At 70.5% G+C, this 13,830-nt stretch carries 13 protein-coding genes; 6 read left to right on the forward strand and 7 right to left on the reverse strand.

Annotated elements, in window-relative coordinates:
- Nucleotides 1-102: 102 nt before the first annotated feature.
- The 3 genes from ACFVQG_RS18505 to ACFVQG_RS18515 form a co-directional block, all read right to left on the reverse strand.
- Nucleotides 103-678 (reverse strand): calcium homeostasis/redox stress adaptation protein, encoded by a 576-nt coding sequence (locus ACFVQG_RS18505; protein ID WP_210919166.1) that lies wholly within the window; start codon nt 676-678, stop codon nt 103-105.
- 113 nt (nt 679-791) lie between these two features.
- Nucleotides 792-1,265 carry a peroxiredoxin gene (locus tag ACFVQG_RS18510; RefSeq protein ID WP_383383736.1) on the reverse strand — a complete coding sequence of 158 codons (474 nt, stop codon included), beginning with the start codon at nt 1,263-1,265 and terminating at the stop codon, nt 792-794.
- 141 nt (nt 1,266-1,406) lie between these two features.
- The gene (locus ACFVQG_RS18515; RefSeq protein WP_383383740.1) at nt 1,407-1,844 is read right to left on the reverse strand and encodes a DUF3052 domain-containing protein; all 438 of its coding nucleotides are present in this window, start codon (nt 1,842-1,844) and stop codon (nt 1,407-1,409) included.
- Nucleotides 1,845-2,254: 410 nt separating this feature from the next.
- On the opposite strand from ACFVQG_RS18515, the gene aceE reads away from it, so the two are divergent.
- Together aceE and ACFVQG_RS18525 are read left to right on the forward strand one after the other, a co-directional pair.
- Nucleotides 2,255-5,002 (forward strand): pyruvate dehydrogenase (acetyl-transferring), homodimeric type, encoded by a 2,748-nt coding sequence (gene aceE / locus ACFVQG_RS18520; protein WP_383383743.1) that lies wholly within the window; start codon nt 2,255-2,257, stop codon nt 5,000-5,002.
- An 87-nt stretch (nt 5,003-5,089) separates the two neighbouring features.
- Nucleotides 5,090-5,851 (forward strand): potassium channel family protein, encoded by a 762-nt coding sequence (locus tag ACFVQG_RS18525; protein WP_383383746.1) that lies wholly within the window; start codon nt 5,090-5,092, stop codon nt 5,849-5,851.
- A gap of 195 nt (nt 5,852-6,046) precedes the next feature.
- Here ACFVQG_RS18525 and ACFVQG_RS18530 read toward each other — a convergent pair whose 3' ends face one another.
- Both ACFVQG_RS18530 and ACFVQG_RS18535 read right to left on the reverse strand, forming a co-directional pair.
- Complete coding sequence (locus ACFVQG_RS18530) at nt 6,047-6,355, reverse strand: small hydrophobic protein (protein WP_383383855.1); 309 nt, start codon at nt 6,353-6,355, stop codon at nt 6,047-6,049.
- Nucleotides 6,356-6,619: 264 nt separating this feature from the next.
- Entirely contained in the window at nt 6,620-8,239 is a 1,620-nt protein-coding gene (locus ACFVQG_RS18535) for an MFS transporter (protein WP_383383749.1), read from the reverse strand.
- Between the two features lie 90 nt (nt 8,240-8,329).
- Between ACFVQG_RS18535 and ACFVQG_RS18540 the strand changes: the two genes are divergently transcribed.
- From ACFVQG_RS18540 to ACFVQG_RS18550, 3 genes are all read left to right on the forward strand, one after another.
- Complete coding sequence (locus ACFVQG_RS18540) at nt 8,330-9,007, forward strand: TetR family transcriptional regulator (RefSeq protein WP_383383752.1); 678 nt, start codon at nt 8,330-8,332, stop codon at nt 9,005-9,007.
- 163 nt (nt 9,008-9,170) lie between these two features.
- The gene (locus ACFVQG_RS18545) at nt 9,171-10,388 is read left to right on the forward strand and encodes an alpha/beta hydrolase (protein ID WP_383383754.1); all 1,218 of its coding nucleotides are present in this window, start codon (nt 9,171-9,173) and stop codon (nt 10,386-10,388) included.
- Between the two features lie 66 nt (nt 10,389-10,454).
- A complete protein-coding gene (locus ACFVQG_RS18550) occupies nt 10,455-11,306 on the forward strand; it encodes a DUF4429 domain-containing protein (RefSeq protein ID WP_383383757.1) in 852 nt (283 codons plus the stop codon).
- A gap of 38 nt (nt 11,307-11,344) precedes the next feature.
- On the opposite strand, the gene ACFVQG_RS18555 is transcribed toward ACFVQG_RS18550, so the two are convergent.
- Both ACFVQG_RS18555 and ACFVQG_RS18560 read right to left on the reverse strand, forming a co-directional pair.
- Nucleotides 11,345-12,352, reverse strand: a complete 1,008-nt coding sequence (locus ACFVQG_RS18555; protein ID WP_383383760.1) for an aldo/keto reductase — start codon at nt 12,350-12,352, stop codon at nt 11,345-11,347.
- A complete protein-coding gene (locus tag ACFVQG_RS18560) occupies nt 12,349-12,831 on the reverse strand; it encodes a MerR family transcriptional regulator (RefSeq protein ID WP_383383763.1) in 483 nt (160 codons plus the stop codon). Before ACFVQG_RS18560 ends, ACFVQG_RS18555 begins: the two co-directional genes overlap by 4 nt.
- Nucleotides 12,832-12,911: 80 nt before the next feature.
- On the opposite strand from ACFVQG_RS18560, the gene ACFVQG_RS18565 reads away from it, so the two are divergent.
- Nucleotides 12,912-13,733 (forward strand): serine hydrolase domain-containing protein, encoded by an 822-nt coding sequence (locus ACFVQG_RS18565; protein ID WP_383383766.1) that lies wholly within the window; start codon nt 12,912-12,914, stop codon nt 13,731-13,733.
- Nucleotides 13,734-13,830 lie beyond the last annotated feature (97 nt).

Here is a 13,830-nt window from a genome sequence, read left to right on the forward strand (position 1 = left end):
ATGCTGGTCCTCCCCTGGTCATGCCTCTTTGGTCGTCCTGCGCGTCCGGCGCCGCACGCTCTCGGTGCGGCGCCGGACGGTGAAGCGGTGGGACGGTGCGGCTCAGACGTTGACGCCGAAGTCCTGCGCGATACCGCGCAGGCCGGAGGCGTACCCCTGGCCGATGGCGCGGAACTTCCACTCCGCGCCGTGCCGGTACAGCTCGCCGAAGACCATCGCCGTCTCGGTGGAGGCGTCCTCGCTGAGGTCGTAGCGCGCGATCTCGGCCTCGCCGGCCTGGTTGACGACGCGGATGAACGCGTTGCGCACCTGACCGAAGGACTGCTGACGGTTCTCGGCGTCGTAGATCGAGACGGGGAAGACGATCTTCTCCACGTCGGCCGGGACGGTGGCGAGGTTGATCTTGATCTGCTCGTCGTCGCCCTCGCCCTCACCGGTGATGTTGTCGCCGGTGTGCTCCACCGAGCCGTCCGGGCTCTTGAGGTTGTTGAAGAAGATGAAGTGCTGGTCGCTCGCGACCTTGCCCGCGCTGTTCAGCAGCAGCGCGCTGGCGTCGAGGTCGAAGTCGGTGCCGGTCGTGGTGCGCACGTCCCACCCCAGACCGACGATGACCGCGGTCAGGCCCGGGGCCTCCTTGGTCAGCGATACGTTGCCGCCCTTGCTGAGGCTGACTCCCACGAGTCCTCCATTGGTGTCCAGGGGCGGGAAGCCCCGTCGTGCGTTGCCATAGGATCAAACGACTCGATCCTAGTGACGGGTTCCCGCCGCCCGCAGGCCTTGCGACCGAAGAATCACAGGGTGTCGAGCGCTTTGACGTACTCGTTCAGGTCGCGGGCGTCCGGCAGACCGTTCACCACGCTCCAGCGCACCACGCCCTCCTTGTCGATGACGAAGGTGCCGCGTACCGCGCAGCCCTTGGCCTCGTCGAAGACGCCGTAGGCGCGCGAGGTCTCGCCGTGCGGCCAGAAATCGCTCAGCAAGGGGTATTCCAGACCCTCCTGCTCGGCGAAGACGCGCAGGGTGTGGATGGAGTCGTTGGAGACGGCGAGCACCACGGTGTCGCGGTCGGCGAACCTCGGCAGGTTGTCGCGGACCTCGCACAGTTCGCCGGTGCACACGCCGGTGAAGGCGAAGGGGTAGAACAGCAGGACCACGTTCTTGTCGCCGCGGAAGCCGGAGAGCCGCACGGTGCGGCCGTGGTTGTCCTTCAGTTCGAAGTCGGGGGCCTTCTCACCGGCCTGGATCGCCCCGGCCTGGATCGCCATTCGTCTTCCCTTCGGTGGGCCGTTCGGGTGGGTCACCCACCCTACGCAGCGCGCACCGGGGCCTGGCGAACCGGCCGGGGGGACGGACCGGCGCGTACGGAAACGGGGCCGGTCCGCCCCAGGGCCGCGGTCAGCGGACGGTCACCTCTTGGACTTGGCCGCCTTGGGCGTGGCCAGGCGGCTGCCGCTCCAGTCCTTGCCCACGCTGACGCTCTTGGACGCCGTCAGTCCCGCCGTCGTGGCGGCCTCCGAGATGTCGCTCGGCTCGACGTACCCCGAACGGCCGGTCTTCGGCGTCAGGAGCAGGATGGCGCCGCCTTCCTCGATGTACGTGGTGGCATCCACCAGCGCATCCGTCAGGTCGCCGTCGTCGTCGCGGAACCACAGCACGACGGCGTCGGCCACGTCGTCGTACTCCTCGTCCATCAGGTCGCTGCCGATGGCTTCCTCGAGGGCATCGCGAAGTTCCTGGTCGACGTCGTCGTCGTAGCCGATCTCCTGGACCACCTGCCCGGGCTGGAACCCCAGCCTGACGGCGGGGTTCGTCCGCTCCTCCGCGTGGTCCGCGGTCGCGCTCACGGGTTGCCTCCTGATCATGTCTTTGGATTTCGGTACCCCCTGCTCCACTGAGCTTGGGGGAGTCTCAGCCACGCGCGTGCGCGAAGCGTTGGCCGTAGTCCACACGGGCGGGACGGATCGCGCAAGTACCCGGCGGTTCGGACCGCCGAAACGGTGACGATCCCGGCCGTGTCGCCGCAACTCCAGCCACACTTCCGTGGCTGCGGGTGACGTACACCACACCGTTGTGCCCTTTTTGGGCGTTTGGGAACCATCTACGGGTACGAGATTCAAATGCCTTTGCGCCGAGAGCTGACGAAGGTCGGGGTTACCTCGGGGTAGAGATGACGTTTCACGCATCGAGGTAGACGATGGGGAGCGGTGCAGGCATATCGAAACGCATACCAGCCCTCTGACAGGTAAGGACCAGCGTGGCTTCCGGATCCGATCGCAACCCGATCATCATTGGCGGCCTTCCGAGTCAGGTTCCTGACTTCGATCCCGAGGAAACCCAGGAGTGGCTCGACTCCCTCGACGCCGCCATCGACGAGCGCGGGCGGGAGCGGGCCCGCTATCTGATGCTGCGGCTGATCGAGCGGGCCCGCGAGAAGCGGGTGGCCGTGCCCGAGATGCGCAGCACGGACTATGTCAACACCATCGCCACCAGGGACGAGCCGTTCTTCCCGGGCAACGAGGAGATCGAGCGCCGGATCCTCAACGCCACCCGCTGGAACGCCGCCGTGATGGTCTCGCGCGCGCAGCGGCCCGGTATCGGCGTCGGCGGCCACATCGCCACGTTCGCGTCCTCCGCGTCCCTGTACGACGTGGGCTTCAACCACTTCTTCCGCGGCAAGGACGAGGGCGACGGCGGCGACCAGGTCTTCTTCCAGGGCCACGCCTCACCGGGCATCTACGCGCGCGCGTACCTGCTGGACCGGCTGAGCGAACAGCACCTCGACGGGTTCCGCCAGGAGAAGTCGAAGGCGCCCTACGGCCTCTCCTCGTACCCGCACCCGCGGCTGATGCCGGGCTTCTGGGAGTTCCCGACGGTGTCGATGGGGCTCGGCCCGATCGGCGCGGTCTACCAGGCGCGGATGAACCGGTACATGCACGCGCGCGGGATCGCCGACACCTCGAAGTCGCACGTGTGGGCGTTCCTCGGCGACGGCGAGATGGACGAGCCGGAGTCGCTGGGCCAGCTGACCATCGCCGCGCGTGAGGGCCTGGACAACCTCACCTTCGTCGTCAACTGCAACCTCCAGCGCCTCGACGGCCCGGTGCGCGGCAACGGCAAGGTCATCCAGGAGCTGGAGTCGGTGTTCCGGGGCGCGGGCTGGAACGTCATCAAGCTGATCTGGGACCGCACCTGGGACCCGCTGCTCGCCCAGGACCGCGACGGCATCCTGGTCAACAAGATGAACACGACGCCGGACGGCCAGTTCCAGACGTACGCCACCGAATCCGGCGCCTACATCCGCGAGCACTTCTTCGGGGACGACCACCGGCTGCGCGCGATGGTCGAGAACATGACCGACGAGCAGATCCTGCACCTGGGGCGCGGCGGCCACGACCACCGCAAGGTGTACGCGGCGTTCAAGGCGGCCGTGGAGCACCAGGGCCAGCCGACGGTGATCCTGGCCAAGACGATCAAGGGCTGGACGCTGGGCCCGAACTTCGAGGGCCGCAACGCCACGCACCAGATGAAGAAGCTGACGGTCGACGACCTCAAGCGCTTCCGGGACCGCCTGCACCTGCCGATCGCCGACAAGGACCTGGAGTCCGGCGCGCCGCCGTACTACCACCCGGGCCGGGACTCGGAGGAGATCCAGTACATGCACGACCGCCGCAAGGGGCTCGGCGGATACGTGCCCACGCGGGTGGTGCGCTCCAAGCCGCTGCCGCTGCCCGAGGACAAGGCGTACGCCACCGTGAAGAAGGGCTCCGGCCAGCAGCAGATCGCCACCACCATGGCGTTCGTACGGCTGCTGAAGGACCTGATGCGGGACAAGGAACTCGGCAAGCGGTTCGTGCTGATCGCGCCGGACGAGTACCGCACCTTCGGCATGGACTCCTTCTTCCCGAGCGCCAAGATCTACAACCCGCTCGGCCAGCAGTACGAGTCCGTCGACCGTGAGCTGCTGCTCGCCTACAAGGAGTCGCCCACCGGCCAGATGCTGCACGACGGCATCTCCGAGGCGGGCTGCACGGCGTCGCTGATCGCGGCGGGTTCGGCGTACGCCACGCACGGCGAACCGCTGATCCCGGTGTACGTCTTCTACTCGATGTTCGGTTTCCAGCGCACCGGCGACCAGTTCTGGCAGATGTCCGACCAGCTGGCGCGCGGTTTCGTCCTCGGTGCGACCGCGGGCCGTACGACCCTGACCGGCGAGGGGCTCCAGCACGCGGACGGCCACTCCCAGCTGCTGGCCTCCACCAACCCGGCGTGCGTGGCGTACGACCCGGCGTACGGCTACGAGATCGCGCACATCGTCAAGGACGGCCTGCGCCGTATGTACGGCGGCGACGAGCAGCACCCGCACGGCGAGGACGTCTTCTACTACCTCACCGTCTACAACGAGCCGATCCAGCACCCCGCCGAGCCGGAGAACGTCGACGTCGACGGCATCCTCAAGGGCGTCTACCGCCTCAGCGAGGGCACGTCCGGCACCGTCCCGGCGCAGATCATCGCCTCCGGCGTGGCGCTGCCGTGGGCCGTGGAGGCGCAGCGCGTCCTCGCCGAGCAGTGGAACGTCAGGGCCGGTGTCTGGTCGGCGACCTCCTGGAACGAGCTGCGGCGCGAGGCGGTGGCCTGCGAGCAGCACAACCTGCTGCACCCCGAGGAGGAGCAGCGGGTGCCGTACGTCACCCGCAAGCTCAGCGCGGGTGAGGGACCGTTCCTGGCCGTCTCCGACTGGATGCGATCGGTTCCGGACCAGATCGCTCGCTGGGTGCCGGGGACGTACCAGTCCCTGGGCGCCGACGGCTTCGGCTTCGCCGACACCCGCGGGGCGGCGCGGCGCTTCTTCCACATCGACGCGGAGTCGATCGTGGTGGGGGTGCTCGCGGAGCTGGCGCGGGAGGGGAAGGTGGACCGTTCGGTGCTGAAGCAGGCCATCGACCGGTACCAGCTGCTCGATGTCGCGGCGGCGGATCCCGGGACGGCGGGGGGCGACGCATAGACCTCCGGCGGGCCCGCCGGTGTCGGGGCGGTGGCGGGGTGGGATTCCTCACCCTGCCACCGCCCCGCTTTTCCTACGATGGCTCGCATGTCCGAACCCACCGCCCGGGACCGCTGGGAACGGCGCACCCAGGGACCGCTGCTGGCCCTTGCCGTCGTCTTCGCCGTCGCCTACGCCTATCCGATCGTGCAGCCGGAGGCGTCGGAGACGCTGCTGACCGCCTGCCACATAGCGAACTGGACCGTGTGGGCCGCGTTCGCCCTGGACTACATCGTCAGGCTGTGGCTGACGGAGGACCGGCTGCGGTTCGTGCGCGGCAACCCGCTGGCCCTGCTGGCGGTCGTCCTGCCGCTGCTCCAGCCGCTACGGCTGTTGAAGCTGGTGTCGCTGCTGCTGCTCGCCGGGCAGCGGGCGCGGCTGGCGTCGCAGGTGCGGGTGACGACGTATGTCGCGGGGTCGTGCCTGGGCCTGTTGGTCTTCGGGGCGTTGGCGGTGCTGGAGGTGGAGCGAGGGAAGCCCGGGGCGTCCATCCACACGCTGGGGGACGCGATCTGGTGGGCCTTCACCACGATGACCACCGTGGGGTACGGGGACATGGCGCCGACCACCGGTCTTGGGCGGGTGCTCGCGATCGGGCTGATGCTGTCCGGGATCGCGTTGCTCGGTGTGGTCACCGCGAACATCGCCGCGTGGTTCATCGCTCGCTTCGACATGGATGACGAGGAGGAGCGGCGGCAGACGGAGGCGATCTGCGCGCTTACGGAGGAGGTGCGGGCGCTGCGGGCGGAAGTTGCCGCGTTGGCCTCCGGCTCAGGGCGGGAGAGGTCGACCGAGCTGGACCCCCGCTGAGCGCGTTGCCCGGCGGGTGCGCTGGCCGGGGGTGGGTCGCGCGGCCCGGCGCCGCGGGGTGCCGCCGTGGCGCTGGCCGGGGGTGGGTCGCGCGGGCCCGGCGCCGCGGGGTGCCGCCGCGCCCACCTGTGCCGCCCCAGCGGCACGAATGCCCGCGGCTGGGGCGGCACAGCGGCTGCCGCGACCAAGTCGGGGTCAGAAGACCCCCGCGCCCGGCGCTGCCGCCCCCGTCAGCCAGATGAGGGCCAACAGGGTGTCTATCGCGCCGAGGACCACGGCGATCAGGGCCGGGACGTGGCGGGAGCCCGTCCAGGTGCGGCCCATGGAGAGCCAGCCGCAGGCCACGGCGACCGGGCCCAGGATGATGCCCAGGACGAAGAAGCCCGCGACCGCGCAGATGGCGCCGATGAGTCCTAGGGTCGCGCGATCCGGCCCGGTCCGTGACCACGTCCGGCCACGTGAGCGGGGGTGCCTGCGCGTCCCCTGTCCGAAGCCCGCCATCATCAACTCCCTGAGTTGGTGGGTGTGTTCGGCCATCGGGACTGCGAGTACCCCGCCTCGGGACGCCAATCCCCCCGTATCTCCGGTCTGTCGGCGCGCCACCCCCCTCCGGCAGCGCGCCGCAGCACCGGCCGCCCTCCGCCCCCGTACGCACGGTCCCGGTGAACTTGCCTCAGGAACTTGCCGTACCGGAGGGCTTGACCCACTGTGACGTGTGTCCCGTACCGGGCGGGAGGAATCTTTAACCCTGTCACCCTGATAGGGGAATCAGATGTGGACCGCTCCCCCGCCCGCGTCGGCGTTCTCGCCCCGCTTGGCCAGGAAGGCCACCGCCACCGCCACCACCGCGACCCCGGCCGCGGTGAGGGAGGCCAGGCTCATGCCGGAGATGAAGGTGTCGTGGGCGACGCCCGTGATCTGCGCGGCGATCTGGTCCGGGGTGCCCTGCTCCACCGGGGCCACGCCGACCTGGACCGCCTCGGACGCCTGGTCCGCCTGTTCCGGGGTGAGCGGCGGCAGCCCCGCGTCGGCCCAGTTGCCGGGCAGGTCGCTGTCGACCTTGGAGGCCATGACGGCGCCCAGCACCGCCGTACCCAGGCTGCCGCCGATCTGCATGGCGGACTGCTGGAGACCACCGGCGACACCGGACAGCTCCATGGGCGCGTTGCCGACGATGACCTCGGTGGCGCCGACCATGACGGGCGCGAGGCCGAGGCCCAGCAGGGCGAACCAGAGGGACATCATGCCGCTGCCGGTGTCCGTCTCGAGGGTGGAGATGCCGTACATGGCGAGCGCGGTGAAGGCCATGCCCGCGACCAGCGGGACGCGCGGGCCCAGCTTGGTGATCGCGGCACCGGCCAGCGGTGAGCCGACGATCATCATGCCGGTGAGCGGGAGCAGGTGCAGACCGGCGTCGACGGGGCTCATGCCGTGGACGTTCTGCAGGTAGAAGGTCACGAAGAACAGGCCGCCCATGAAGGCGATGGCCATCAGGACCATCAGCACCACACCGGCCGACAGCGACACCGAGCGGAACAGCGCCAGCGGGATGAGCGGTTCCCTGACCTTCGTCTCCCAGAGCGCGAAGCCGATGAACAGGCCCACCGACAGGACGAGGAACAGCCAGGTCTTGCCGTCGCCCCAGCCCCACTCGGGGGCCTTGATGAGCGCCCAGACCAGACAGAACATCGCCACCGACAGCACCACGATGCCCACGATGTCGAAGGAGCGGGGGGCCTTCTCCGCACGGTGGTCCAGGAGGATCCACACGCCGAGGGCGACGGCGAGGACGCCGACCGGCACGTTGATGAAGAAGACGGACTGCCAGTTCACGTGCTCGACGAGCACCCCGCCGAGGATCGGGCCGCCCGCGGTGGAGGCGCCGATCACCATGCCCCAGATGCCGATGGCCATGTTCAGCTTCTCGGCCGGGAAGGTGGCCCGCAGCAGCCCGAGCGCCGCGGGCATCAGCAGCGCGCCGAACAGGCCCTGGAGCACCCGGAAGACGATGACCAGCGCGATGCTGCTGGACAGGCCGATGGCACCGGAGGCCGCGGCGAATCCGACGACGCCGATGAGGAAGGTCTGGCGGTGCCCGAAGCGGTCACCGAGCTTGCCCGCGGTGATCAGGCAGACGGCCAGGGCGAGGAAGTAGCCGTTGGTGATCCACTGGACGTCCGCGAAGCTCGCGTTCAGGTCCTTCTGGATGGCCGGGTTGGCGATCGCCACGATGGTGCCGTCCAGGGCCACCATCATGACCCCTACGGCGACGGTGATGAGCGTGAACCAGGGGTGGCCGCGCAACCCCTTGGCGGGCGTCGCGCCCGACGGGGTCACCGGTGCCTTGTCCCCCGACCCCGCGGTGTCGATGGTGGTCTGACTAGTCATGCCGTCGAGGCTAATGACAGCCACTGACAATCGACAAACGGATTCACAAGTCGGTAACTGACATGACACTTCGCATATAGCCTCGTCGCGATGAATGCCGACATGGACGTCGAGACGAGCGCCGCGACGCACGCCGAGCTGAGGCCCGGACTGCGCGAGCGCAAGAAGCAGCGCACCCGGGACGCGCTGGTGCGCGTCGCGCTGGAACTGTTCACCGAGCAGGGGTACGAGCGGACCACCGTCGACGAGATCGCCGAGGCCGTGGACGTCTCGCAGCGCACCTTCTTCCGTTACTTCGCGGGCAAGGAGGACGCCGCCCTCGCCCTCCAGGCGATGGCGGAGGCCCACTTCGTCGAGGCGGTGCGCGCCCGGCCGCCCCACGAACCGCCGATGGAGGCGCTGCGCCGCGCCGTCCTGGAGGGCTGGGACACCATCAACGACGCCATCGAGGCCGTCGTCCCCGTCGCACTGCACCTGCGGATGTGGCGGGTCGTCCAGTCCACGCCCGTACTGCTCGCCGCCCATCTGCGCCGCTCCATGGAGACCGAGGAGGAGGTCACGCGGGTGATCGCCGCGCGCGAGGGCCTCGACCCGGACACCGACCCGCGGCCGAGGGTGGCGGTGGCCGTCTTCAGCGGAGTGATTCGCGTCACCGAACGGCAGTGGAGCGCGGGCGAGGACACCAGCGTCGCGGCGATCCGCGCCCTGACGGCGCGCTACCTCGACCAGGTCGGACCGGCGCTCGCGGGAGACTGGCGCACGCCCTGAACACGCCGGGCGCCGACCGGCGCCCCCGTGCTCCACCCTGCCCAACCCCGCTGACCGGCCCGGCCGGACACGGCGGCCACCGGCGGCCACCCGCCCCTCTCAAACGTGATCCCCATCACTTGGTTCACGCGAGACCGTCCCGTTCTCCTAGTGTGTCCTCCCAGTGACTTCCTTCGACACCTCCCCGCAACTCGGCGTCTGGCGCGCACTGCTCGCGCTGGCCGTGGTGTTCGTGATGCTGGCGACCTCCGGCTGGACCGCGCTGCGGGGCCAGCGGGAGCTGTCGCCGTTCCAGGCCTCGCTCACGGCCTGGGAACACGGCAGGCTGCACGGCCAGCGGCTGCCGGACCCGCAGTCCGCGCCCACCCGGCTGGCCCGCTTCTTCGCCTCGCTCACCGCCACGGACCGCGCCCGGCTCGTCCACCGCTACCCCCTGGTCGTCGGCAACATGAACGGCGCCCCGGTCGGCCTGCGCTACCGTGCCAACCGCATCGCGCTCGCCCAGGCCCGCGAGGTCGAGCGGCAGCGCATGCGCGACCCCCGGCTCACCCCGGCCGGACAGCACGAGGCGGGCCGCCGCATGCACCGCCTGGACTCGCTGCTCACCCCGGGCCGGAACATCCTCGCCTTCAGCCCCGACGGCTCGGGCCGGGTCGCCGAGGTCTTCGGCAGCCTCACCAGGGCGCAGCGCGTCTCGGTCGTCGTCCCCGGCGTCGACACCCATCTGCTCACCTTCCAGCGCACCCAGCGCCGGTACACCGCACCGGCCGGCATGGCCGAGTCCCTGTACCGGGCCGAGCGCGCGGCCAGCCCCGGCACGCGGACGGCGGTGATCGCCTGGGCCGACTACACCGCCCCCAGCGGCATCGGCATGGACGCGGCGACCGCGATGCGCGCCGAGGCCGGTGCCGTACGGCTGAACGCGCTGGTGCGCGGGCTGCCCGGCAAGGCGCCGGTCTCGCTGTTCTGCCACAGCTACGGCTCGGTGGTGTGCGGGGTCGCCGCGCACCGGCTGCCGGGCCGGGTGACGGACATAGCGGTGGCGGGCAGCCCCGGCATGCGGGCCCCGACCGCGGCGCACCTGCGCACCGGCGCCGAGGTGTGGGCGATGCGGGACGCCGACGACTGGATCCAGGACGTGCCGCATCTGGAGCTGGGCGGCCTCGGGCACGGTGCCGACCCGGTGTCCACCGCGTTCGGCGCGCGCGTGCTGTCGGCGGACGGCGCGCGGGGCCACGCGGGCTACTTCGAACCCGGGACCCGGAGCCTGTGGAACTTCGCCGAGATCGGGGTCGGCGCATACCGGTCGGTGCACTGCGCCGCCGATGCCGATCTGTGCCGGGCGGGTTTGTCCCGTACCGCCCCGGCCGGACGCGCGTAGAGGTGCAAGAACTGCGGTCTGTGCGGGGAGGGGACGAATAAGCGCATGCCGCATACGATGAGCCGCATGGGTGACGTACTGGCCGGATTTCATGCCGCCTGGGAGTTCGAGTCCGACTCCGTGCTCATCCGCTACGAACGGGGGATTCGATCACCCAGGCTGTTTCAGGCCCTGGGGGAGCGCCGTATCCCCTTGGCGGCGGTCGCGGGGGTGACACTGACGCCCGGCAAACGCGGCACCGTCGTGTTGCGGGCGGAGCCGAGGCCGGGCGCGGACCCGCTGATCGAGGCGGCGGCGGGACAGCTCAGGGAGTCCCACGACCCCTACCGCCTCGTCCTGCCCGCCGAGCGCGAGACCCTCGCCGAGTACTACGCCGACGAGCTGCGGGCGCGGCTGACGGACCCGGGCCCGGCCGAGCGCCACCTCGTGGCGGCGCCCGAGCCGCCGCTGCAGTTCAAGGCCTACGACGGCAAGGCGTCCTTCGACGGGACGACCGTGCACTTCCGCTGGTTCTGGACCGGCGCCTCCACCGCCAAGTGGAAGGCCGGGGACCAGAGTTTCCACGTCACCGAGTTGAGCGGCGTGGAGTGGCGGACGCCGGACGTCCTCGACGGCCATCTGCGCCTGCTCCCCCGGGACACCACCGCCGACACTCCCGCCCAGGCGGACCAGGACCCGGCCTCCGTGGTCTTCGGCCTCGGGTACGGCCCCGTCCACGAGTCCCTGCCGTTCGCGGCGGCGGTCCTGGCCGCCGTACGGGAGAAGGCGACCGCGGCCGTCCCGGCGGCGTCGGTACGGCGCCGGGACCCCGCGGACATCGCCGAGCGGATCCGCCACCTCGGGGAACTGCACCAGGCGGGCCTGGTGACAGACGAGGAGTTCTCCTCCAAGAAGGCGGAGTTGCTGGCGGAGCTATAGCCTCTGCCGGTGTTCGCCCGCGCCCCTTCCGGGCGGGGCTACTCCCGTCCCGCCGAAGCGAACCGCATGTCCGCGTAGCGATCGCCCGCCACCTTCGCCGCGATCCCGTCCAGTTGCCCCATCTCCTCCTCGCTCAGGGAGAGCTGGGCCGCCGCGACGTTCTCCTCCACCCGGTGCGGCTTGGTGGTGCCGGGGATGGGGACCACCGGGAGGGACCGGACCGTGGCCTGCTGGTGGACCCAGGCCAGCGCGACCTGGCCGGGGGTGGCGTCATGGGCGGCGGCGATGGCGCGGATCGGCGCCAGCAGGGCCGCGTTGGCGGACGCGTTCTCGCCGGTGAACCGCGGCTGGCGGCGGCGGAAGTCGTCCGGGGTGAGATCGGTGTCCGCGTTGCTGAAGGACCCGGTGAGGAAGCCACGGCCGAGCGGGGAGTACGGGACCAGGGTGACGCCCAGATCGCGGGCGGCCGGGACGACCCTCGCCTCGATGTCCCGGCTGAACAGCGACCACTCCGACTGCACCGCGGCGATCGGGTGGACGGCGTGCGCGGCCCGCAGCTCGTCGGCGGTGACCTCGCTCAGCCCCAGGTGCTTGACCTTGCCCTCGCGCACCAGGTCGGCCATGGTGCCGACGGTCTCCTCGATCGGCACGTTCACATCGCGCCGGTGCATGTAGTAGAGGTCGATGACCTCGACGTCGAGGCGCTTGAGGCTGGCCTCGACGGCCTCGCGGACGTAGGGCGGGTCGTTGCGGATGATGCGCCTCGTCGGGTCGTCCGGCGGGATCGTCAGGGCGAACTTGGTCGCGATCACGATCTCGTCGCGGTGCGCCTTGAAGAACGGCGACAGGAAGCGCTCGTTGTCCCCCGCGCCGTAGGCGTCGGCCGTGTCATAGAGGGTGACGCCGAGTTCGAGGGCGCGTTCCAGGGTGGCCCGGGAGGCGTCCGCGTCCGCCGGTCCGTAGGCGAAGCTCATGCCCATGCAGCCGAGGCCCTGGACGCCCACCTCGGGGCCGTCCGTGCCCAGCTTCACCGTCGTCATCGTCATGAGGACCTCTCCGACGCCGGAGCGCGTCCGGCGTCAGCGTAGAAATCGATCTTCCGGTCGAGGACGGCGAGGGTGCCCTGGAGTTCCTCGATCCGGGCCAGCACGTCCTGCCGGGTCTGCTTGAGCAGTTCGAAACGTTCGGTGTACGTGTGGTCGCCCTCGCGTACGAGTTCGGCGTACCGCACCATGTCGGCGACCGGCATCCCGGTCAGCCGCAGCTTGCCGACCAGGTCGAGCCAGTCGAGGTCACGGTTGCGGTAGCGCCGCTGGCCGGTGTGCGACCGGTCGATGTGCGGCATCAGCCCGATGCGCTCGTACCAGCGCAGGGTGTGCGCCGAGAGGCCGGTGAGGGCGGCGACCTCGCTGATCGTGTACCTGTCCTGGCCGTCCGGGCGCCGGTCCTGATGCGGCGGTCCGGCACAGCTGTCGGTCCTGGGAGCCGTGGCGGTGGCCGCGGCCGTTGTCTCCATCACCGTCATGACCACCACGCTATGGCCTTGGAGTGCGCTCCAAGCAAGCGGAGGCGGCAAGAAATCGTCGGTGGCATAGGCTCGGCGCCATGTCGCTGAAAAGCCTCGCGTTGATCGAGAACTGGCCGGTCCCCACCGCCGCGGCGGGTGTCGTACGGGCCGACGGCACGGTACTGGGCCTGCACGGCCCGGTCGGCCAACGCTTCCCGCTGGCCTCCGTCACCAAGCCGCTGGCAGCGTACGGCGTCCTCGTGGCGTACGAGGAGGGCGCGGTCGAACTGGACGAGCCCGCGGGCCCCGCCGGTGCCACGGTCCGCCACCTGCTCGCCCACACCTCCGGCCTGGCCTTCGACGACCCCCGGGTGATGTTCGGCCCCGGCGAACGACGGCTCTACTCCAACACCGGCTTCGAGCAACTCGGCGACCACGTCGCCAAGGCGACGGACATCCCCTTCCCCGAGTACCTGCGCCAGGCCGTCCTGGAGCCCCTGGGCATGACGTCGACGACCCTCGACGGCTCCCCCGCCAAGGACGCCGTCTCCACGGTCGGGGACCTGCTGCGCTTCGCCGCCGAGGTCCAGGCCCCGCGCCTGCTCGACCCCCGGACGGTGGCCTCGGCGATGAGCGTGCAGTACCCGGGAACGAAGGGTGTCCTCCCGGGCTACGGCCACCAGAACCCGAACGACTGGGGGCTGGGCTTCGAGATCCGCGACGGCAAGTCACCGCACTGGACCGGGAGTTCGTCCTCCCCCCGTACCTTCGGCCACTTCGGGCAGTCCGGTACGTTCCTGTGGATCGACCCGGACGCGGGGGTGGCGTGCGTCGCGCTGGCCGACCGGGCGTTCGGGGACTGGGCGATCGAGGCGTGGCCGGGGTTCACGGACGCGGTGCTGGCGGAGGTGCGCGGCTAGGGCCAATGCCGTTGCGTTTAGGGGTCGGCGGGTTGGGGTCGTTGGATGCGGACTGCTTGAGTGCCGGTGTGGGTGGGCTGGGGCCAGGTGTGGTGTT

It is taken from the genome of Streptomyces sp. NPDC057877 (assembly GCF_042796855.1).
In the GTDB taxonomy this organism is placed as follows: Bacteria; Actinomycetota; Actinomycetes; order Streptomycetales; family Streptomycetaceae; genus Streptomyces.